This window comes from Geodermatophilus sp. SYSU D00697 (assembly GCF_054050175.1).
In genome coordinates this window covers 26,318-47,383 of sequence record NZ_JBJGYV010000001.1, presented here as the reverse complement: position 1 = coordinate 47,383, position 21,066 = coordinate 26,318, and the positions used below count along the sequence as shown (strand labels likewise).

20 protein-coding genes and 1 tRNA gene are annotated in these 21,066 nt (G+C 74.1%); 12 read left to right on the top strand and 9 right to left on the bottom strand.

The features are described 5' to 3' along the window. Positions 1-45 precede the first annotated feature (45 nt). The 5 genes from ACI79C_RS00240 to phaZ all read left to right on the top strand — a co-directional run bounded on the left by ACI79C_RS00240 (position 46) and on the right by phaZ (position 6,079). Positions 46-1,740: a phosphatase PAP2 family protein gene (locus ACI79C_RS00240; RefSeq protein ID WP_456943603.1), complete on the top strand. Its 1,695-nt coding sequence runs from the start codon at positions 46-48 to the stop codon at positions 1,738-1,740. Continuing rightward, positions 1,737-2,339, top strand: a complete 603-nt coding sequence (locus ACI79C_RS00235; protein WP_456943602.1) for a hypothetical protein — start codon at positions 1,737-1,739, stop codon at positions 2,337-2,339. Before ACI79C_RS00240 ends, ACI79C_RS00235 begins: the two co-directional genes overlap by 4 nt. Beyond that, positions 2,336-3,397: a flippase-like domain-containing protein gene (locus tag ACI79C_RS00230; protein WP_456943601.1), complete on the top strand. Its 1,062-nt coding sequence runs from the start codon at positions 2,336-2,338 to the stop codon at positions 3,395-3,397. Before ACI79C_RS00235 ends, ACI79C_RS00230 begins: the two co-directional genes overlap by 4 nt. Positions 3,398-3,510: 113 nt before the next feature. Continuing rightward, complete coding sequence (locus ACI79C_RS00225; protein WP_456943600.1) at positions 3,511-5,235, top strand: PHA/PHB synthase family protein; 1,725 nt, start codon at positions 3,511-3,513, stop codon at positions 5,233-5,235. A gap of 7 nt (positions 5,236-5,242) precedes the next feature. After that, the gene (gene phaZ / locus ACI79C_RS00220) at positions 5,243-6,079 is read left to right on the top strand and encodes a poly(3-hydroxyalkanoate) depolymerase (protein ID WP_456943599.1); all 837 of its coding nucleotides are present in this window, start codon (positions 5,243-5,245) and stop codon (positions 6,077-6,079) included. Positions 6,080-6,085: 6 nt separating this feature from the next. Here phaZ and ACI79C_RS00215 read toward each other — a convergent pair whose 3' ends face one another. Next, the gene (locus tag ACI79C_RS00215) at positions 6,086-6,997 is read right to left on the bottom strand and encodes a hypothetical protein (protein WP_456943598.1); all 912 of its coding nucleotides are present in this window, start codon (positions 6,995-6,997) and stop codon (positions 6,086-6,088) included. Beyond that, on the bottom strand, positions 6,987-7,232 hold the full coding sequence (locus ACI79C_RS00210) for a hypothetical protein (RefSeq protein ID WP_456943597.1): 246 nt from the start codon (positions 7,230-7,232) through the stop codon (positions 6,987-6,989). Before ACI79C_RS00210 ends, ACI79C_RS00215 begins: the two co-directional genes overlap by 11 nt. Positions 7,233-7,647: 415 nt before the next feature. Between ACI79C_RS00210 and ACI79C_RS00205 the strand changes: the two genes are divergently transcribed. Further along, the gene (locus ACI79C_RS00205; protein ID WP_456943596.1) at positions 7,648-7,992 is read left to right on the top strand and encodes an STAS domain-containing protein; all 345 of its coding nucleotides are present in this window, start codon (positions 7,648-7,650) and stop codon (positions 7,990-7,992) included. Between the two features lie 25 nt (positions 7,993-8,017). Here ACI79C_RS00205 and ACI79C_RS00200 read toward each other — a convergent pair whose 3' ends face one another. Beyond that, positions 8,018-8,773, bottom strand: coding sequence for a TetR/AcrR family transcriptional regulator C-terminal domain-containing protein (locus tag ACI79C_RS00200; RefSeq protein ID WP_456943595.1), 756 nt, complete (start codon positions 8,771-8,773; stop codon positions 8,018-8,020). Between the two features lie 274 nt (positions 8,774-9,047). On the opposite strand from ACI79C_RS00200, the gene ACI79C_RS00195 reads away from it, so the two are divergent. From ACI79C_RS00195 to ACI79C_RS00185, 3 genes are all read left to right on the top strand, one after another. Next, complete coding sequence (locus ACI79C_RS00195) at positions 9,048-9,842, top strand: DUF2382 domain-containing protein (protein WP_456943594.1); 795 nt, start codon at positions 9,048-9,050, stop codon at positions 9,840-9,842. Between the two features lie 84 nt (positions 9,843-9,926). Beyond that, positions 9,927-10,541, top strand: a complete 615-nt coding sequence (locus tag ACI79C_RS00190; RefSeq protein WP_456943593.1) for a hypothetical protein — start codon at positions 9,927-9,929, stop codon at positions 10,539-10,541. Positions 10,542-10,686: 145 nt separating this feature from the next. Continuing rightward, the gene (locus tag ACI79C_RS00185; RefSeq protein WP_456943592.1) at positions 10,687-11,172 is read left to right on the top strand and encodes a response regulator; all 486 of its coding nucleotides are present in this window, start codon (positions 10,687-10,689) and stop codon (positions 11,170-11,172) included. A 7-nt stretch (positions 11,173-11,179) separates the two neighbouring features. On the opposite strand, the gene ACI79C_RS00180 is transcribed toward ACI79C_RS00185, so the two are convergent. Then, positions 11,180-11,641, bottom strand: coding sequence for a PGPGW domain-containing protein (locus ACI79C_RS00180; protein WP_456943591.1), 462 nt, complete (start codon positions 11,639-11,641; stop codon positions 11,180-11,182). 437 nt (positions 11,642-12,078) lie between these two features. On the opposite strand from ACI79C_RS00180, the gene ACI79C_RS00175 reads away from it, so the two are divergent. Next, the gene (locus ACI79C_RS00175; RefSeq protein WP_456943590.1) at positions 12,079-14,973 is read left to right on the top strand and encodes a toll/interleukin-1 receptor domain-containing protein; all 2,895 of its coding nucleotides are present in this window, start codon (positions 12,079-12,081) and stop codon (positions 14,971-14,973) included. 148 nt (positions 14,974-15,121) lie between these two features. On the opposite strand, the gene ACI79C_RS00170 is transcribed toward ACI79C_RS00175, so the two are convergent. From ACI79C_RS00170 to ACI79C_RS00150, 5 genes are all read right to left on the bottom strand, one after another. Next, positions 15,122-15,197 (bottom strand) — tRNA-Lys (locus ACI79C_RS00170). Positions 15,198-15,386: 189 nt separating this feature from the next. Then, positions 15,387-16,187, bottom strand: coding sequence for an ANTAR domain-containing protein (locus ACI79C_RS00165; RefSeq protein WP_456943589.1), 801 nt, complete (start codon positions 16,185-16,187; stop codon positions 15,387-15,389). Positions 16,188-16,565: 378 nt separating this feature from the next. Then, positions 16,566-17,432: a hypothetical protein gene (locus tag ACI79C_RS00160; RefSeq protein WP_456943588.1), complete on the bottom strand. Its 867-nt coding sequence runs from the start codon at positions 17,430-17,432 to the stop codon at positions 16,566-16,568. 25 nt (positions 17,433-17,457) lie between these two features. After that, positions 17,458-18,339, bottom strand: a complete 882-nt coding sequence (locus tag ACI79C_RS00155; RefSeq protein ID WP_456943587.1) for a Rieske 2Fe-2S domain-containing protein — start codon at positions 18,337-18,339, stop codon at positions 17,458-17,460. Positions 18,340-18,349: 10 nt separating this feature from the next. Continuing rightward, entirely contained in the window at positions 18,350-18,808 is a 459-nt protein-coding gene (locus ACI79C_RS00150; protein WP_456943586.1) for a VanZ family protein, read from the bottom strand. Positions 18,809-18,972: 164 nt separating this feature from the next. Here ACI79C_RS00150 and ACI79C_RS00145 point away from each other — a divergent pair, with 164 nt between their 5' ends. Then, the gene (locus ACI79C_RS00145; RefSeq protein WP_456943585.1) at positions 18,973-19,473 is read left to right on the top strand and encodes a GtrA family protein; all 501 of its coding nucleotides are present in this window, start codon (positions 18,973-18,975) and stop codon (positions 19,471-19,473) included. A gap of 52 nt (positions 19,474-19,525) precedes the next feature. Next, positions 19,526-21,055, top strand: coding sequence for a metallophosphoesterase family protein (locus ACI79C_RS00140; RefSeq protein WP_456943584.1), 1,530 nt, complete (start codon positions 19,526-19,528; stop codon positions 21,053-21,055). Positions 21,056-21,066 lie beyond the last annotated feature (11 nt).

The following is a 21,066-nucleotide window of genomic DNA, read 5'->3' as shown; positions in this document are numbered from 1 at the left end:
AACCCAATGGACCGCGAGCCCGCCGCAGGTGCAGCATCGGGCGCCATGGCGTCGTTGCCGCACGCCGTCCCGGAGGCGGGCCCGGTCCGGCGTCCCGGGCCGCCGGCGATCCAGCACGTCCGCCGCCGGCGCCGTCCCTCCGGGGAGCCCCCGCCACTGCCCCGGCACCTCAACGCCTCCGGCCGGTGGTGGCTGGGGCTGTCGGCCGGCGTGGTGGTGGCCTGGGCGGTCGTGCTGGCCACCGACACCGTGCCGCTGGTCGACCTGGCGGACACCCGCGTGCTGCAGGCGGTCGCCACGCTGCGCTCGCCGGGGCTGACCGACGTCGCCGAGGCGGCGGGGGTGCTGGCGACCGAGCCCGTCATCCACGCGCTGTGGGTGGGCAACCTGCTCGTGCTGGCGGTGTGCCGCCGCTGGCACCACCTGTTCGTCTGGCTCGGGGTCGGCCTGCTGGTGGTCAACGTGGGGGCGCTGGCCACGGTGGTCCTGCAGCGTCCGCGCCCCTTCGAGGTGGAGCTGCTGGGCGAGTGGTCCGGCTACTCCATGCCCTCCCTGCCGGTGACCGTGCTGACGGCGTTCCTGGTCAGCACCGTGTACGCCCTCGTGCCGGCCGGCCGCCCCCGGACGCTGGCCAAGTGGACCGTCACGGGGTTGCTGGCGGTCACCGTGGCCTCCCGGCTGTACCTGGCCCAGGACCACCCGAGCGACGTCGTGGCCGGCGTCGTCCTCGGCGTCGCGACCCCGCTGGCGGCCTTCCGGCTGATGACGCCCAACGACGTCCACCCGGTGCGCTACCGCCGCGGCAGCCCGGCCCACCTCGACGTCTCCGGCGCCCGCGGGGAGGCGATCGTCCGGGCGCTGCAGGACCAGCTCGGCCTGCTCGCCACGTCCTGCACGCCGTTCAACCTGGCCGGGTCCGGCGGCTCGACGCCGCTGCGGATCACGGTGAAGGCCCGGGACGGGGAGGACTTCGTCTTCGGCAAGCTCTACGCCGCCACGCACGTCCGCTCCGACCGCTGGTTCAAGCTCGGCCGCACGCTGCTCTACGGCGGGCTGGAGGACGAGAAGCCCTTCCACAGCGTCCGCCGGCTGGTCCAGTACGAGGACTACGTGCTGCGGCTGTTCACCGACGCCGGGCTCCCGGTGCCGCACCCGATGGGGATCGTGGAGATCACCCCGGAGCGGGAGTACCTGCTGGTCACCGAGTTCCTCCGCGGCGCCCAGGAGATCGGGGACGCCGAGGTCGACGAGGCGGTGATCGACCAGGGGCTGGCCGTGGTCCGGCGGATGTGGGACATCGGCGTGGCGCACCGCGACCTCAAGCCGGCCAACATCCTGGTGCGCGACCGCACCCTCTACCTCATCGACTCGGCGTTCGCGGAGATCCGGCCCAGCCCGTGGCGGCAGGCGGTGGACCTGGCCAACATGATGCTGGTCCTGGCGCTGCGCACCGACCCGGCGCGGGTCCTCGCCCGGGCGCGGCAGCGCTTCTCCGACGAGGAGCTGGCCGAGGCCTTCGCCGCCACCCGCGGCCTGACCATGCCCACGCAGCTGCGCCGGTCGCTGCGCGCCGACGGCCGCGACCTGCACGCGCAGTTCCTCCGCCTGCTCCCCTACCGCCTGCCCCCGGTGCGGGTCCAGCGGTGGAGCTGGCGGCGGGCCGGGCTGTCGCTGGTCGCCCTGCTCGGCCTGCTCGCCGCGGCCGTGGTCGCGAGCGACCTGCTGGACTCGCCGCTGTGACCGGCTCCCGGCCCGCCCGTCGGGTCGTCCTCGTCGCCGGCGCGGCGCTGCTGGCCACGGGCTGCGCGACACCGGGCGACCCCCTGCTGGGCACAGCGCCGGCCTGCTCCATCGGCGACGACGCACGGGCGGCCGGGGGCGTCGTCCTCATGGCCCAGGCCGTGCCCACGGCCTCGCGGGTCCCCTGCGTGGAGGGGCTGCCGCTGGGGTGGCACTTCTCCGGCCTGGAGGCCCAGCGCGGCTCGGCCCGGTTCTGGCTGGACTCCGACCGGGACGGCGTGCGCGCCATCGAGGTCGCGCTGACCGGGTCGTGCGACACCGGCGAGGCCACCGAGGTCCCCAGCGACCGCGACGGCATGGTCCGGTTCGAACGGGTCACCCAGGTGACCCCGCAGTACCACGGCCGGCGCATGTACCTGTTCGACGGCGGCTGCCTCACGATCGCGTTCACCCTGGGCGGGGAGAGCCGCGCCGAGGCGCTCGCCCTGGCGACCCAGGGCATCGGGACCCTCCGCCGGGCCGAGCTCGCCGAGCAGGTGCGCGCCGAGAGCGGGGGGCGCCTGGAGCTGGACCCGCCCCGGGCCGGCGGGCCGCCGTGACCGGGCGCCGGTGGCGGAAGGCGGTGGCGCCGGTGCTGTCGCTGGCGCTGGCCGGCGCGGTCCTGGCCTGGTTCCTCCCGCACTTCACCAGCCTGACGGCGGTGTGGTCGTCGGTCCGCGCGATGACCGGGGCGGAGGTCGCCCTGCTCGCGCTGGTCACGGCGTGGAACCTGGCCACCTACCAGTTCCTCGTGGTCGCGACCATGCCCGGGCAGACCCTCCGCCAGGCCACCGTCGCCACGCTGTCGACGACGGCGGTCTCCAACACCGTCGTCGCCGGCGGGGCGATCGCGGTCGGGCTCACCTACGCGATGAACTCCTCGTGGGGCTTCTCCCGCTCCCGGACGTCGGTCTCCCTGCTCGTCGCCGGCCTGTGGAACAACGTCGCCAAGCTGGCCCTCCCGGTGCTGGCCCTGAGCCTGCTGGCCTTCGGGTCCACCCCGAGCGCCGGTCGGGTGGCGATCGGACTGGCGGGCCTGGCCGGGCTCGCCGTCGCCGTCGTCCTCCTCGGACTGCTCCTGTACAGCCGGGCGACCGCCGCCCGGATCGGCACCGTCGCCGGCCGGGTCGCCTCCGCGCTGGTCCGGCCGTTCGGCCGGCCGCCGGTGCACGGGTGGGACCGGGCGACGACGCGGTTCCGCGACCGGACGGCGCTGCTGCTGCGCGCCCGCTGGCACTGGATCACCCTCGCCACGCTCGTGAGCCACCTGTCGCTGTTCCTCGTGCTGCTGGTGGCGCTGCGCGTCGTGGGGGTCCCGGCGGGCGACGTCGGGGTGGTCGAGGCGCTGGCCGTCTTCGCCTCCGCCCGGCTGCTCACCGCCGTCCCCTTCACCCCCGGCGGGCTGGGCGTGGTGGAGGTGGCGCTGATCGCGGGCCTGGCGGCGGCGGGCGGGGACCGCGCGCTCGTGGCCGCCGCGGTCCTGGTCTACCGGGTGCTGACCTACGTGCTGCCGATCCCGCTCGGGTTGGGCACGTACCTGTTCTGGCGGCGCAACCGGTCGTGGCGCCGGCCGCCCAACGCCGCGCCCCGGACGGCGCTGGTGCCGGAGTCCGTGTGATGCGGGAGCCCACCCGAACGGGCCTGGGGACGCCGCCCGGGCGGGCGCCCGTCGGTGACCCGTGGTTCAGTGTCGGTGGCCACACCGTGAGCCGACGCCCCGAGGAGACCGGCATGACCGACGCCGCCCGCACGCCCGAGGACCGCACCACCGACGGGGTCGCCCAGGAGCCGGGCGAGGCCGCCATCGGCCTCGACATGGTGCTCGTCGACGGCGCCCGCGGACCACTGCGCCGGATGATCCCGCCGGCGCGCACGACGCTGCGGTTCGGCCGGTCCCTGGCCGGCCGGCCCCGCGTGGTCGCCCAGCGGGTCGGGGCCCTGGCCTCGGACCTGGGAAAGGTCGTCGCCGGCCGCTCCGACATCGCCCCCTCGCCCAAGGACAAGCGGTTCAGCGACCCGGCCTGGAGCGGCAACCCGCTCATGCGCCGGGCGATGCAGGCGCACATCGTCGCCGCCCGCACCGCGATGGAGCTCCTCGAGGACGCCGACCTCGACTGGCAGGACGACGAGCGCCTGCGCTTCACCCTGACCAACGTCGTCGACGCCCTCGCCCCGAGCAACACCCCGCTCAACCCGCTGCTGTGGAAGGCGGTCATCGACACCGGTGGGCGCAACGCCGTGCGCGGCCTGCGGCGGCTGGTCTCCGACCTCGCCTCACCGCCGCGGGTCCCCACGATGGTGGAGCCCGATGCCTTCACCGTGGGCGAGGACCTCGCCGTCACGCCGGGCGCGGTGGTCCTGCGGACGCCGGTGTTCGAGCTGATCCAGTACCGGCCGACGACCGAGACCGTACGGTCGGTGCCGCTGGTGATCGTGCCGCCGACGATCAACAAGTACTACATCACCGACCTCGCGCCCGGCCGCAGCATCGTCGAGCACTACGTGGCCTCGGGGCAGCAGGTCTTCATGATGTCCTGGCGCAACCCCGACGAGCGGCACGCCGACTGGGGCATGGACACCTACGGCCAGGCGGTCCTCGACGCCATGGACGCCGCGGAGCGGATCACCGGCAGCGACCGCACGGCGCTGCAGGGCTTCTGCTCCGGCGGGATCATCCTCGCGATGACGCTGGCGCACCTGGCCGACATCGGTGCACTCGACCGGGTCGCCGCCTCCAGCTACTCCGTCGCCGTCCTGGACTGGTCGCGGGCGGGCACCCTGGGCGCGCTCATGGACGAGGGGGCGATCCGGGACGCGACCGAGAAGTCGCGGAAGAAGGGCTACCTGGACGGCGCGACCCTGGCCGAGGTGTTCGCCTGGCTGCGGCCCAACGACCTGGTGTGGAACTACTGGGTCAACAACTACCTGCAGGGCAACCCGCCGCCGGCCTTCGACATCCTCTACTGGAACGGCGACACCACTCGCATGAGCGCGGCCCTGCACCGCGACTTCATCGACATCGCGTTCGGCAACAAGCTGGCCAAGCCCGGCGCCGCGACCATGCTCGGGTCCCCGGTCGACCTGTCCAAGGTGGACGTCGACGCCTACGTCACCGCGGGCATCGCCGACCACATCTGCCCGTGGCAGTCCTGCTACCGGACGACGCAGCTGGTGGGCGGGCGCAGCCGGTTCATCCTCTCCACCAGCGGTCACATCGCCTCGCTGGTCAACCCGCCGAGCAACCCGAAGGCGTCCTTCCAGGTCGCCCCGCAGACCCCGCCGGACCCGGAGCAGTGGCTGGCCTCGGCGGAGAAGCAGAAGGGCTCGTGGTGGCCGGACTTCACCTCCTGGCTGGCCGAGCGCACCGGCGACGAGGTGGACGCGCCGTCGTCCCTCGGCAGTGACGAGCTGCCGCCGCTGACCGACGCCCCCGGCACGTATGTCTTCGACAAGTAGACCCCGCGTGCCGCGAGCCGCGTCGGTGCCCGCCACCGACGTGGTCCGCACCCTCACCGTCGCCGGGCGGACGCTGCGCGTGTCGGTCCGCACCGGCGACGAGTCGGTCCCGCCGCTGCTGCTGATGAACGGCATCGGGGCGAGCCTGGAGGTGCTGCAGCCCTTCGTCGACGCGATCGACCAGCGGCGCACGGTGATCCGGTTCGACGTCCCCGGTGTGGGCGGGTCCCCGCGGCCGGTCGTCCCCTACGTCCTGGCGACGTTCAGCCCGGTCGTCGCCGGGCTGCTCAGCCAGCTCGGCCACGACGACCCGGTCGACGTCCTGGGGCTGTCCTGGGGTGGCGGGCTGGCCCAGCACTTCGCCGTCCAGCACCGCCGCCGGGTCCGCCGGCTGGTGCTGGCGGCGACCGGCACGGGCACCCTGATGGTCCCCGCGCACCCACGGGTGCTCGCCCGGATGCTCACCCCCCGCCGCCACCGGGACCCCGGCTACACCCGGTCCATCGCCGGGGACATCTACGGCGGGACGATCCGCGACGACCCCGCCATGGCCGCGCGGGTGCTGCACTCGGCGAGCCGGCTGGGCCCGCGGCGGGGCTACTACTACCAGCTGGCGGCCAGCGCCGGCTGGAGCAGCCTGCCGTTCCTCCGGCTCATCCGGCAGCCGACCCTGGTCGTGGCCGGCGACGACGACCCGATCATCCCGGTGGCCAACGCGCACATCCTGGCCCGGCTGATCCCCGACGCCTCGCTGCACCTCTACCGCGGCGGGCACCTGGCGCTGATCACCGAGGCCGACGAGCTGGCCCCCGTGGTCGAGCGCTTCCTGGACCGGACCGCCTGACCCGGCTCACCCCCGGGCCGCGGTGACCAGCGGGCAGCCGGCCGACCCGGAGGCGTCGACCCCGAAGCCCATCTGCGCGAGCAGGTCGGCCACCGCGGCGTTCATCGTCCGCTGGACCGCCGCGTCCATCGTCGCGCCCCGCACCTGCTGCCGACTCATCCGGTCGTGCTGGTGCCAGCTGACCAGGATGCCGCCGGAGCCCGGGACCGGGGTCAGGCAGACCCCACCGGCCGCGCCCTGCCCGTCGCAGTCGTGCAGCGGCAGGCCCGCCTCGACCAGCGCCGCGGTCACCTCGACGACCAGGGTGGTGAGCGCGTCGTCGTCCGACATCAGCTCGGTCCACTCCTCGGCCAGCCGGTCCAGCTGCTCACCGAGCTCGCTCAGCCACGCCCGGTCCTGCGGGAGCTGCCGCCGGACCAGCGCGCCGTCGGCGCGCTGCACGCCGTGGACCGCCACCACCGACGCCGACAGATCCGCGGAGAGGGCGGCCCAGTCGGCGTCGATCCGGTCGGCGAACGGGCCGGCCACGACCCGCTCACCGGGGCCCTCACCCCACCCGTCGACCAGCCACCACGCCGCCGCCGTCCCCGGCCCGACGGCCCGCTTGCCCGCGGGGTGCGTCGCCACGCCGACGGCGGCTCCGTGCTCACGACGCCCGGCGGGCGCCGCGGCGCCGCCGCCCGTCCCGGCGTCCGCGCGCGGGCCGTCGGCGCCCGGCCGGCTCGCCGCGCCGGTCCGGGCCGGGGCCGACCCGGACCGGGCGGGGACGGCCCGCTGCTGTTGCACCTGGTTGCGCTCGAACTGGTACCGCGCGGTGGAGCTCACGCCCAGCACGATGACCACCGCGGCGAGCGCGACGAAACCCAGGACGGCGACGGCCGGCCAGAACAGCAGCACCTCGCCCACGTCACCACGCACGCCAGGCTCCCTGCGGTCCGGCGCCCCACAGGGCGGCCCGCTCCACCAGGTCCCGCGTCCACGGCCGCAGCCGGGCGACCGACGATCGCAGCGAACGGCGCAGCGACCTCGGCGCCCCCGCGGCCTCCTCGGGGGAGAACAGGTCCAGCAGCGACGTCAGGGTCAGTTCGTCCTCCGCACCCGCCGCCACTGGCGGGGTGGAGGGGCGGGTGGCCAGTGCAGGTGGCGCGTTCACACGGGGCTCCTCGGGGCTGTTCGTCGCGGCCGGGGAAGTGCCGCGAACAGCCCGAAAAGTAGGGCCCGAGCGGCCCGTCCCGGCCGCCGCGCAGGGCGCCGGGACGGGCCCGTCACCCGATCGTTGCGGAGGTCCCGCCGAGGGGTCGGTGACCCGCCGCTGCACCCGCCGTCTTGTCGACATCCGCCCAGCTCCAGAGCGTGGAACGGCCGGTTCCGGCGGTCGGTGACGCCGGAGCGAGACCACGACACGGCGTGTCCCGCCGGGTGTCCTCGGGGACGGGCGGTGGCCACGTCGCCGCCACCGCCAGGTGCACATGGTGACCCCGGGAGGGCCACCGGCTTGTTTACGATGTAAAGGGCCCACGCTCCCCGTCGGTCAGCGCACATCCCCCCACGCCCGCTGAGGAGACCTCGTGACCTTCGACGCCACGCCGCCACACCCGCCCGGCATCGTGTGGGTCGCGCGGGAGGACGGCGACCACGTCCTCCACCTGCGCGGCGAGATCGACTCCGCGACGGTGGCGCGGTTCGAGGAGGACCGGGCCGAGGCCGCAGACGGTCCCCCGGGGGGCGTGGTCGCCGTGGACGCGACGGGCGCGACGTTCATCAACTCGGCGGGCCTGGCCCTGCTGGTGCGGGAGACCCTCCCCCACCGGAGGGCCGGGGGCACGCCGAGCCTGCGCAACCCGAACCGGACCGTGCTCCAGGCGCTCCGGCTGACCGGCGTGCTCGACCTGTTCGAGGTCGCCCGGCCCTGAGGTCGTGCAGCCCTGAGGTCGCCTGCTAGACGATCGTCCCCGGCCGCCGGGACTCGCGCAGCACCCGGTGGAGGCGGTCGAGGAGGTTCTCGAGGGACTCCTCGAACTCCGCCGAGGACTCGTCCTGCGAGAGGAGCGGCTCGAGCCGACGCACGTGGGGGTACTCGGTCAGGGGGTCGGCCTCCTCGGGCGGTGCCCCGTCGGGATCGTCGGCGGGGCTGATCGGCACGCCGCGCTGGGAGACCTCGAGCAGCAGGTGGCCGAGCAGGAAGCTGGTGTAGGCGCGGTACGCGGCGACGGCGGCCTCGTCGGGGAACCCGTGGTCGGTCAGCGCGTCCAGGAAGGACTCGAGCCACCGCAGGCTCCGCAGCGGGGGCCGGATCCAGGGCGCCTCGGGTGGCCGGGTCGCGATCAGGGGGAACACGGCCGGATGGGTCAGGGCGATGCGCCGGACCCCGTGGGCCAGGCGCTGCAGGTAGTCCTGCCAGCCGTGCTGGGGGGCCAGGAAGACGTCAGGGTCGCCGTAGAGCTCGTCGATGACGTGCTCGACGATGCCGTCGAGGAGGTCGTCCCGGCCGGTCACGTGCCGGTAGAGCGCCATCCCCTCCACGCCGAGGTACGCGCCGAGCCGGCGCATGGTCAGGGCGTCGATCCCGTGCTCGTCGACGAACCGGATGGCCCCGCGGATCACCCGGCGCCGGTCGAGGGGGGCGCGGCCGGCGGGCTGGCCGGCCCGCGCACCCGGGCTGGCGGGTTCCTGCTGTCCGGCACCCTCAGCCACCTCGCGAGCCCTCCTCTCGACCTCCCCGGTCCTTGATTTGTACCGCCAACGCCGCAGCCGAGCAGCGCGGCCCGGGCACACCGGGAGCCGCTCCGGGTTGCCGGGCCGGGCGCCGGGTACGAGGGGGCAGGGCCGCCGGGAGATCGCGTCTGTTTACGACGTAAACCGAGCGGGCACCTGAGGGTCGCGGGCCCGTGTCCCCGGCCGCAGCGCACTCGCACCGCGTCTCGGACACGCGACGAAGAGCGCCCTCCCCCGACTCCCAGGAGTGATCGTGATCAGCGAGCAGCAGATCGGTTCCGTCATCGGCACCACCGCCATCGACAGCGACGGCAGCAAGCTCGGCAGGGTCGGCGAGGTCTACCTCGACGACGAGACCGGCCGCCCGGAGTGGGCGACGGTCAACACCGGCCTGTTCGGCACCAAGGAGACCTTCGTGCCGCTCGCCCAGGCGGACCTGGCCGACCACCAGCTACGCTTCCCCTACGACAAGGCCAAGATCAAGGACGCCCCGCGCGTCCGGGACGAGAACGGTCACCTCTCGCCGGAGGAGGAGGCCGAGCTCTACCGCTACTACGGGCTCGGCTCCCCCGCCGCGGCCGGGGACGCCGGCGGTCGGCACGGGAACGGGCGGGCCGACCTCAGCGGCGAGCCGGGCGTCGTCGGCCGGGACACCTCCGGCCCCACCACCGACCAGGCGATGACCCGCTCCGAGGAGCACCTGAACGTGGGCACGCAGCGGGTGGAGGCCGGCCGTGCCCGGCTGCGCAAGTACGTCGTCACCGAGAACCAGACCGTGACCGTGCCGGTCTCCCGCGAGGAGGTCCGGGTCGAGCGCGAGCCGATCACCGACGCCAACGTGGGCAACGCGCTGGACGGGCCGGCCATCAGCGAGGAGGAGCACGAGGTGACCCTCCACGCCGAGCGTCCGGTGGTGGACGTGGAGGCGGTGCCGGTGGAGCGCGTCCGCCTCGACACCGAGACCGTCACCGAGCACCAGCAGGTCAGCGACACGGTGCGCAAGGAGCAGATCGAGTTCGACGCCGACGAGGCCGACCGCCGCCGCTGACGCCGCGACCGGAGCCGGGCGGGTGCTGGTGAGCTGCGCTCACCGGGCCCGCCCGGTTCCCGCCGTCCCGCCCGAGGAGCTGCCATGACCGACCGCCGGAACGACTCCGCTCCCTCGGCGACCACGGACGGCGCGCACGCCACCCGCGGCCCGATGAGGGACGCCGTCGACGCCCAGCACGCCCGCTACGGCGGCATCAAGTGGGGCGCGGCCTTCTTCGGCTGGCTGTCCGCCAACGGGCTGGCCGTCCTCCTCCTGGCGATCCTGTCCGCCGCCGGCATCGCCTTCGGTCTGACCGAGGTGTCCCCTGCGGACGGCGCCGCCGCGCAGGCCGACACCATCGGGCTCACCGGCAGCATCGCCCTGTTGGTCGTCCTCTTCGTCGCCTACCTCGCCGGCGGCTACGTCGCCGGTCGGATGGCCCGGTTCGACGGCGCCCGGCAGGGACTGGCGGTGTGGCTCATCGGCCTGCTGGTGGTCGTCCTGCTCGCCATCGCCGCCGCCCTCATCGGCGCCGAGTACAACGTGCTGGCCCGCCTCAACCTGCCGAGCATCCCGATCAGCGGACAGACCGCGACCACGGCGGGCATCGTCGCCGGCGTCGCCGCCGTGCTGGCCACCCTGCTCGGCGCCGTCCTCGGCGGCAGGCTCGGCACCCACTACCACCGCAAGATCGACCGCGTCGGCCACGACGCCTGACCTCCCGGTCCCCGCGGTCCCCTCCATTGGGGGGCATCCAACCCCAGGTAGCGGGCTGACCACGATGCGCGGCGGCGACGACGCTCCTGGGCACGCCCTGGAGCACCGAACGCGCCGTGGACCGGGGACCGATCCAAGGAGCGCCATGCCGATCCGGGTCCTCGTCGCCGACGACCACACCCTCGTCCGCGAGGCACTGAAGGAGCTCCTCACCTCGGCTCCCGGCATCGAGGTCGTGGGCGAGTGCTCGGACGGCGACGAGGTCGGTCCCGCCGTCGCGGCGACCCGTCCCCACGTGGTCCTGCTCGACGTCCAGATGCCGCGCATGGACGGCCTCCAGGCGGCCGCCCTGCTGCTCGAGTCCCACCCGGACGTGCGCGTCCTGATGGTGACCGGCGCGCTCACCGCGAAGAGCGCCGCCGAGGCCAGGGCGCTGGGGGTGGCCGGCTACCTGCTCAAGTCCGACGACCCCGCGCTCCTCGCCGACCACGTCCGGACCGTGGCGTCCGGCGGGGTCGCGTGGAACAGTGAGGCTGCCGCCCTCGCCGCGCACGGCGCCGGCGGCCGGGCGCGCGCGGCGACGGGGACGTCGTCGGTCCGCCTCGACGAGAGCCCCCGCAGACTCCGGTAGCCAGATCTCAGTCGCGGTGCCCGGGTGCCGGGTGGCGCGCCCGGTGGGCCCCGGCCGTGCCCCGCTGGCCCGCCGGGCGGTGGGCTCGGGCCCGCTCGAGCTTCTCCTGGCGGCGTGCGAAGAGGACCGTCCCGACCAGGAAGAGGCCGGAGAGGATGAGCACGACGGCGGTGAACGCGTTCACGAACGGCAGGTCCACCCCCACCAGGGCGAGCACGCCGAGCACGATCAGCGCCAGGGCGGCCAGCACGGCCCCCGCGGCGCGCCACGGGCTCTTCGCGACCTCCTCGATGCCCTCCTGCGCCTTGTCCTTGGCGTAGTCCAGCGGCTTCTGCGCCCAGCAGAAGCGCGTGGCCAGCACCGCCAGACCGGCGGCGATGAGCACGAAGCCGGGGCCGGGCAGCACGAGCAGCGCGATGCCGGCGAGGGTCAGGAAGCCGCCGAGCACGCCGACGGCAGCGGTCTTCACGGTGTGGTTGTGCCCAACCGTCGAGGCGTCATGCAGCGCCACCCGCCCGGTGCCGGACGGCGCACGTGGGGTCGGTGGCCGTGACCTCGACAAGCGTTCCCGTGACGCCATGGTGACGCCCGAGCTCCCACGCTGTACCGGCGAGCTCCCCGGTGGTGTGGAGAGTGAGAACCGTTCGACCAACCGGAGTGTGAGGGCGTTGCGAGTCGCTACGGTCCCTGGCTGCCCATCCAACCCCGAGGCGACGCGTCGTGGCGCCTCGTGGGCATTCGCGGCGCTGGATCGGCACGGTCGATCGCGGGCACGAGGCGCCACCGCTGGGGTCCGCAGACCGCGACGGCGGCCAGGTGGCCATGGTGGCCGCCGTGGCGCACCGGATGACTGACAGGTCTGACCATCACGGACTCCGCTCGGCTGGAGCCCTGTGAGGTGAGCACATGGGATCTGGTTCCCTCCCGACGAGGCCGCCGGAGAGCACGAGACGCCGACCGGCCCGAAGAGCCGCCGACGCCTACGCCGCGTTCATCTCCTACAGCCATGCCGCGGACGGCAAGCTCGCTCCGGCCCTGCAGAGCGGGCTGCACGGGTTCGCTCGGCCCTGGTTCCGGCTCCGGGCGCTGCGCGTGTTCCGGGACGAGGCCAGCCTGTCGGCCAACCCCGGCCTGTGGTCCTCGATCCAGCAAGCGCTCGATCGTTCCGAGTTCTTCATCCTGCTCGCCGCTCCCGAGGCGGCCCGATCCGACTGGGTCCGACGCGAGGTCTCGTACTGGCTGGAGCACAAGTCGCTCGCGACGTTCCTGATCGTGCTCACCGACGGCGAACTGGCCTGGAACCACGCCCTCGGGGACTTCGACTGGAGCCGGACCACGGCGTTGCCCTCATCGCTGCAGGGCGTGTTCCCCGAAGGCCCCCACTACATCGACCTGCGCTGGGCGCGGGTCGCAGAGGACGTGTCCCTGCGCAACCCGCGGTTCCGGAACGCGATCGCGGACGTTGCGGCACCCCTGCACCACCGCTCCAAGGACGAGCTGATCGGAGAGGACGTCCGCCAGCACAAGCGGACGATCCGATGGGTTCGCTCCGCCGTTGCGACCCTCGTCGTGCTGACGCTGCTCGCCGGGCTCTCTGCCGTGATCGCAGTCAGTCAGCGCAACACCGCCCGCACCGAGCGGGACACCGCACTGTCACGACAGCTGAGCGCCCAGTCGCAGATGGACATGATCGATGAACTGCCCCGGTCGGTCCTGCTGAGCCTGGAGGCGCTGTCTCTCCGTGATACACCGGAAGCACGTGGCGCACTGCTCACGGCGCTGGAGCGCAAACCCGGCCTGCGCCACGACGTGGAGACCGGGCCCAACCCGCTCACGGCGTTGGCCTGGAGCCCGACTGGTCGATGGCTGGCCTGGGGAGAGACGTACGGGGACGGAACGGACGGCGGGATCGTGCTCTGGGACGTCGCGAACGCCCGCCGGGAAGGACCCACTCTCCCCACCCGGGGCCAGGCGGGCGCGCTCGCCTTCAGCCCGGACGGGCGACGGCTCGTGTCCGGCAACTCCGACGGCAGCGTCCGGGTGTGGGACCTGACGCCCTCGGGTCCCGAGCAGACGCGCGAGATGACCCACGGAGGCCAGGTCAGCGCGGTGGCCTTCAGCCCGAACGGCGATCTCGTCGCTTCAGGAGGGAACGGCGAGGTCCTGCTGTGGTCGATGGCGTCCCAGCAACGCGTGGGTCCGGCGATGCCGGGGAGTGACGTGGCCTTCGGCCCGGACGGACGGACGCTCGCGGTCGCGTCGGGAGACCAGGTGGCCCTGTGGGACATCAGACGAGGAGCCCTGACCGACTCCGCGACCTCGCCGGCGGAGGGTGTCCAGGACGTCCTCTTCGACGCGGCCGGGACCACCCTCGCCTCCTCCAGCATCGACGGCCTCGTCGTCCTGTGGGACCTCGGGCCGTTGCGGCCACGAGGCGAGCCGTTGAACGGGTACGAGACCATGCGCCAGGGCGAGCTGGGGCCGAGCGCATCCGACTTCCCGTATCGGGTCATCGGAGCGGGTGACAAGGACTTCCACTCGATCGCCTTCAGTCCCGACGGCACTCTCCTGGCGTCGGGTGGCATCGATGACAGCGTCGTCTTCTGGGACGTGCCTGCGCGTGAACTGCTCGGCGCCTACCCCACCAACTGGCAGGAACTGGTCTATGGGATCGCCTTCGACCCCGAGGGTGACAGGGTGGCCACGGCCACGTCCCGGGGCGATGTCCTCGTCTGGGACGTCGGCACCGAGCGGCGGCTCAGCTGGTCACCGGGCAGCCATCCCGCATGGGTCAACGCCGTTGCCGTCAGCCGAGACGGGCAGACGGTGGTGTCGGGTGATCGGGACGGTCGGATCACCGTCTGGGACGTGTCGGGAGGCACGGCGGTCGGCGATCCCCTGCAGCATCCCGGCGATGTCGGGGGCGTCATGGGCCTGGCCCTCAGTCCCGACGGCAGGACTCTCGTCTCCTCGGGCGGCCGCGTGGTGCTGTGGGACCTCGACAGCCACGAGCGCACGGGCGACCTGGGGCACAGCTCGGGGACGGTCGGAGTGGCGTTCAGTCCGGACGGCTCCACCGTGGCATCCGCGAACGGGGACACGGTGCAGGTCTGGGACGTCCGTCGGGGATCGATGACACCGCTCGCCGGTCACCAGGCGGCCGTCAACGTCGTGCACTACTCGCCGGACGGACGGACGCTCGGGAGCGCCGGGTCGGACGGACGGATCCTGCTCTGGGACCTGGAGAGAGGGGAACGGATGGGGGAGCTGGTCGCTGGGGAGGACGAGCGCATCTGGAGCCTGGCTCTCAGCCCGGACGGCCGGACGATCGCATCCGGTGGGGGCGTCCGCAGCGGCGACATCACGCTCTGGGACATCGAGACCGGCAACCGCACCGCGGTCCTCACCGGACACGACGACCTCGTCAGCGGGCTGGCCTTCACCCCCGACGGGACCATGCTCGTCTCGAGCAGCCACGACGGGTCGATCTTCCTGTGGGACGTGGACGACCGGGCCCGCATCGGCCCTTCCCTGCGGGGCCATGGGTCGAACGTCGTGCAAGCGGTCGCGCTCAGCAGGGACGGCACCACGATGGCGTCGGGAGGAACCGATGGACGGGTCGTGCTGTGGGATCTGCGATTGGACAAGTGGATCGACTGGGCCTGCGAACTCGCGGCCAGGAACCTCAGTCAGGTGGAGTGGGACCGGTTCCTGCCGGGGAGGAGCTACCAACGGACGTGCCCGGACCTGCCATCCGGTGCCGGCGCTCCGGTCGACGCACCGGCATCCATGCCGCGATGAGGCAGCGCGAAGCCCCCTACCGCCCGACGGATGCGTACTCGCCGAGAGCATGGACGTGGGTTGGCCAGGCCGAGCTGCAGTCATGGGCGCCGGTCAACCATCAGCCGATCCCGATTCGTCGAGTATCAGCCGAGATCGCACGTCAGCGTGGTGGGCCCCGTGGGGATCGAACCCACAACCCGCGGATTAAAAGTCCGCTGCTCTGCCAGTTGAGCTAGAGGCCCGGGTGGAGCAGGGAGCCCCCGACTCCTCAGGAGGACATGAGAGGTCTGCGGCGCCTGCGGCCCGCTGCGAGGCTAGCGCGACCCGTGCGCCGCGCCAGGAGCCCGTGCTCGGTGGGTCGGCCCCGCCGCCCCTGGACTGGAGCGACGGGGCCTGGCCGCTGAGATCCCCCGGGGGACGTCGGCGGCTGATCAGGGGTGTTCCGTTGCCCCCGGGGGGCGGCCGCGACCGCTCCCCGGCGGGCGGCCGCTGTCGCCGGGCGTCTGGGCGCCGAGCAGTTCGCCGGTGCGCACCAGGTGGTCGGCGACGTCGTGGACCTTGCGGTTGGTGTGCATGGATGCCCGGGCCAGCAGGTGGAAGGCCTGGTCGGGGGTGAGCTTGTGGCGCTCGATGAGCACACCCTTCGCCTGGTCGATGACCGCGCGGGAGTCGAGCGCCGCCTGGAGGTTCTCGGCCAGGTCGCGGGCGCTCTGGTAGGCGTGCATGTTGTCGGCCGCGACGGCGGCGTACGGGGCGAACCGGGTGGCCACCGCCCGGCTGTCGGCGTCGAACGCGTCGGGGTGGCGGGCGTAGATGTTCAGCGCGCCGGTGACCTGCGCCTCCTCGTCGGCGAGGAACGGGACCGAGAGCGAGCTGAGACAGCCGTGCTCGACCGCGCGGGGCATGTAGTCCCGCCAGCGGGTGTCGGTACGGGTGTCGGCGACCAAGGTGAGCTCACCGGTGCGGGCGGCGTGCAGGCACGGCCCGTGCCCGCGTTCGAACTGCCGCTCGTCGAGGTCGAGGGCCAGCTGGTCGGTCCACACCACCGTGGTCGGCTTGTCCTCGACCAGCAGCGTCACCGACGTCTCGGGGTTGCCCGGCATCACCGTCTTGGCCAGGTCGGCCACCGTCTGCAGGAGGTCGTCCATCGACAGTCCCCGCAGGGACAGCCGGCCCAGGCGCGCCAGGGCCTCGTCCGCTCCGGACGGCTGCGGGTACTGGTCACTGGTCACGGCACGGCTCCGGCTCGCCTTCGCCGGGGGATGACCTCGGCTGCGGACCAGATGTGGGCCCGCCTTCGAGCACGACGCCGCTGTTGGACGCGCGTCGGCGCGAGTCCGACCCCGCGCCTGCCCGGCACACTACGCGCCGGCAGCCCTCCGCCGCACTCGTGCGGGGAGCTCCCTCAGTCGGGCGCGATCCCGGACTGCCCCGAACCGGAACCTCACGGTCCGTGACGTTGCTCACGGCGTTTCACCCGCTCAGGGGATGGGGCGCTGCGGTATTCGTTACGTAGCGTCACGTCTGCAGGGAAGAGCTGCGCAAGCTCCCCGGCGCCAGGCCCCGGCCCGGCCGCCCCGTTCCCCCCGGGGTGGCCGGGCCGGCTCCACTCAGCCGCAGACCCGCCGCACGAGGTCCCAGAGCAGGGCCTGCTGCGCCTCGTCCACCGGCAGCGGCACGGGGACCGCCTCGTCGTCCCCGACGGCCACCTGCAGGGGGAAGAGGAACGGCTGCTTGACCTCGGCGAGCACGTGCGGCTCGCAGGTCGCCGGCGTGACCGTCACCGGCGCCGACGCCTCTCCCTGACCGGGGGCGAGCTCCAGTGGCAGCTCCGCCACGGCGACGTCCATCAGGACGCTCCGGCGGACGTCGGTGACGGTCACCGGCCGGTCGTCGTCCCCGCGTCTTGCCAGGACGACGGTGCCCGTGACCTCCTCGGCCGCGCCCGTGACCCCGGTGAATGTGACGTCGACGACGGCCCGCACCGCGGCGACGGCGCACTCCTCGCGGTGGACGACGTCCAGGTCGTCGCCGGTCAGCGGCACCCGGACCTCCTCCGGTGCGCCGCCGGGCCGGGCCACCGTCAGCCGGGCCGCGACCGGGGCGGGGTCGGCCGAGCAGACCGGCCGGCCGTAGGGCGTGGGCAGGTCGATCACCCGCCCCGGTGCGAACTCGGCGGTGACCGCGGTCGGCGGCAGGGGGGCGAAGCCCGGCGAGTCCAGGGCGACCGCGGTCACCGCGAACGGCTCCGCACCGGTGTCGGTCACCCGCACCTGCACCCGGCCGCCGACGACCACGTCGGTGCGCAGCCGGACCACCTCGGCCGAGATGCCGGACACGGCCGGGACGGCCGGCGCCGCCGACGTCGTCCCGCCGGCGGCCGGGGAGGCCGGATCGCCGCCCGCCGGACCGCCGCCCGCGGGGGAGCTGCAGGCCGCGCAGAGGACCGCGATCAGCGCTGCGGCCGCCCGCCTCATGGCGCCGCAGCGTAGGCCCGCGGGGCTACCGCTGGTGGCCGGGCAGGCGGGCCATCACGTGGCCGGCCTCCATCCGGATCTCCAGCTTCTCCTGCGGGTTGGCGGCGGGACCGCGCCGCGGCTGGCCGTCCTCCAGGTCGAACGCCGAGCCGTGCCACGGGCAGACCAGGCACGCGGCGCCGTGCACCTCCTCCACCGCCCCCTCGTACAGCGGGCCGGACAGGTGCGAGCAGGCACCGACGAACGCGTCGACCCGCGTCCCCCGCCGGACGGCGACCAGCGGCACCTCGATGCTCGCGCCCTTGCCGGTGCGCAGCGCGGGGCGCCCCTCGGGCAGGTCGTCGAGCGGGCCGAGGTCGATCCAGTCCGTGGACAGCGCCCGCGCCGCGGTCGCGGCGTGCGAAGCGCCGGAGGACTGCGCGTAGGACATGTGCCCCCCCACGGCCGCGGATCCGGTGGCGATGCCCAGCCCCGAGTAGGAGAGGACCCGGCCGAGGCCACCCCGGCCGCGCGCGCGGGCGACCAGCGAGCCGATGAACAGGCCGAGCGCGACGGTGTTGCCCACCGCGTGCAGGGCGCCGAGCCGGCGCACCCCGGAGCCCTGCTCCGACCAGTCCGCCGCGCCGGACAGCGCCGCAGGGACGGCGGCGGCCACGCCCGTGCCGATCAGCACCGTCGCGGCCGGCCGGAGCGGGGGGATCGCGTCGAGCAGGCCCGCCGACGTCCAGCTGCCCACGGGGACCTGCACCAGCACCGGGTGCAGGGGGTGGCCGAGCCACGTGCCGTGCAGGAAGTCCTTGAGCGCCTGTGGCTTCAGCGCGGCCTGCACGGCTCGCCGGGCCGGTTCGATCGCCTTGTCGAAGGTCGTCACGTCTGCGACCCGGTCGAGGATCCCCATGAGGCTCATGGGCGGGCCCTTACCCGCGTCGACCGGGGACGATGCCGAGCGCGGCCACCCGACCCCGCCCCGCCAGCGCGGCGGCCACCAGCCCGGCGGCGACGGCACCGGCGGCGTCGAGCGCGGCGTCCAGCGGCGACACGACCCGGCCCAGCGGCAGGACCCACTGCAGCAGCTCGATCGCCGTCCCCGCGGCGGAGGCCTTGACGGTCAGCACCCCGCGCCGGCGCAGCAGGGGCCACCGGAGGACGGCGGACACCGCGAGGGGGACCAGCAGGACGACGTTGCCCACCAGCTGCACGAGCGTGGCCCCCGAGTCCAGCCCGGACACGTACCACCGCGCCTCGGCCAGCGGGGCACCCCAGGCCCAGCCACCCCCGCCGGCGGGGAGCAGCGTCAGCGCGACCACCAGCGCGACCGACGCCGCCACCGCGGCGGCGAGGAGGTGGCGGCCCTGGTCCGGTCGGTCGCTGCCCATGGACCGACGGTGACCGCCGCGCCTGGGAGGGACCTGGCCGTCGCGTGTCAGGCCAGCAGGTGACGCGGCGCACAACGATTCTGTCGCACCTCAGGGGAATAACTGCTGGCGTACAGCCGATCCCCAGGTGGAGCCTGCACAAAGGACCTCGTGCTGAGGACCTCGTGCCCGTCGAGAGGAACGTCGTGACCTGCCCGTCGTTGATCTGCCGCCACCCTGCCCTGGGTGAGGCGGTGGACAGCGTCGTGGCCCGGGTCCGCGCGGAGGACACGTTCGGGCAGTTCGCCCGGTTCGTCCTCGTCGGTGGGGCGACCACGCTGGTCTACGCCGCGCTGTTCGTGGCCCTCGAGTGGCTGGGCTACCTCCCCGCGCACCTCCTCGCGACGGCGACGTCCACCGCCCTGGCCAACGAGCTGCACCGGCGGATGACCTTCCGCGCCGACGAGCGGGTGCACTGGTTCACCGCACAGTGGGAGGCCGGCGGCGTGACCGTGCTGGGCCTGCTGGCCACCAGCGCCGCGCTCGGCGTCCTCGACTCCTCCGCCGGCCAGGTCAGCGTCCTCACCCAGGTCGCGCTCGTCGTCACGGTCACCGCGGTGATCGGCCTCATGCGCTTCATGGCGCTGCGCTGGATCTTCCGCACGCCCGCCACCGAGGTCGCCTGACCGCCTGGCGCACCCCGGCACCCGGACACCCGGGCTCACTAGCCTGGTCCGGGTGAGCGAGCCGAGCACCCCTGGCGCCTCCGCACGCTCCCGGCTGCTGCGCGGTGCCGGCCGCTGGGCCGGGCGGGCGGCGATCGTCCTGGCCGGCGCATGGCTGGGCATCCTGCTGCTGGGCCGGGTCGACGCGCCGATCGGGCCGTTCGACGCCACGCTCGCCTTCCGTCCGTTCGGTGGCGGCGCCGACCTCGACATCCCGCCGCTGGGCGCGCTGCAGGTCGACGCCTACGACGGCCCTCTCCGGCTGGAGATCCAGCTCAGCCGTGTGGACGAGATCAGGGCCTCCGCGCTGGCCAGCGACCCGGCCCGGCTCGACACCGTGGTGGACCGGGTGAGCGCGGACCTGCGGGACGCCGTCGAGCGGGTGGCCGTGCTGACCGCCCTCGCCGGGGTGGCGGGCGCGACGGCGGCGTCCCTGCTGCTGCTCCGCCGGCGCCGCGAGGCGCTCCTGGCCCTGGGTCTGTCCGCCGGGCTGGTGGCCGGGACCGGCGGGCTGGCCGCGGCGACCTGGCGCCCCGAGGCCCTCTCGCAGCCCACCTACACCGGCCTGCTGGTCAACGCCAACAGCCTGATCGGCAGCGCGCAGGACATCGTCGCCCGCTTCGACGCCTACCGGGCGTCGCTGGAGGACCTCGTCTCCAACGTCAGCACGCTGTACTCCGCGCTCTCCGCGCTGCCCGCGCCGGGGGACGCCGACGACACGGTGGCCTTCCTGCACGTGTCCGACCTGCACCTCAACCCGGCCGGGTTCGACCTGGTGCGGCAGGTCGTCACCCAGTTCGAGGTGGACGCCGTCCTCGACACCGGGGACATCACCGACTGGGGCAGCGAGCCGGAGAACAGCCTCATCACCTCCGTCGGCACGCTGGGCGTCCCGTACGTGTTCATCCGCGGCAACCACGACTCCCCCGTCACCGCACAGCTGGTCGAGGCGCAACCCAACACGACCGTGCTGGACGACGCCGCCGTTGTCGTCGCGGACATCGAGGTCGTCGGCACGCCCGACCCGCGGTTCACGCCGGACCAGGACGCCACCGGCGGCACCGAGTCCCTCGAGCAGACCGGGGAGGACCTCGCCGAGTTCGCCGACGCCCTGCCACGGCGCCCGGCGATCGCGATGGTGCACGACCCGAAGCAGGCACCACCCCTGGACGGCGTCGTCCCCCTGGTCCTGGCCGGGCACACGCACGAGCGCGAGGTCTCCGAGCTCGACGACGGGACGTTGCTCATGGTGCAGGGCTCGACCGGCGGGGCGGGACTGCGCGCACTGCAGGGCGAGTACCCCGAGCCGCTGACCTGCACCGTCCTGTACCTCGCCCCGTCGACGGGCACGTTGACCGCCTACGACGAGATCACCCTGGGCGGGCTCGGGGAGACCGAGGTGACCATCGAGCGCGTCGTGGTCCCGCCGCCGTCCCCGGAGGACGGGACGGGCACGCCCGACGGCGGGACGGGCACGCCCGACGGCGGGACGGGCACGCCCGACGGCGGGACGACGACCCCGCCCGCCTCCCCGACCGGTTGAGCGCCTCGACC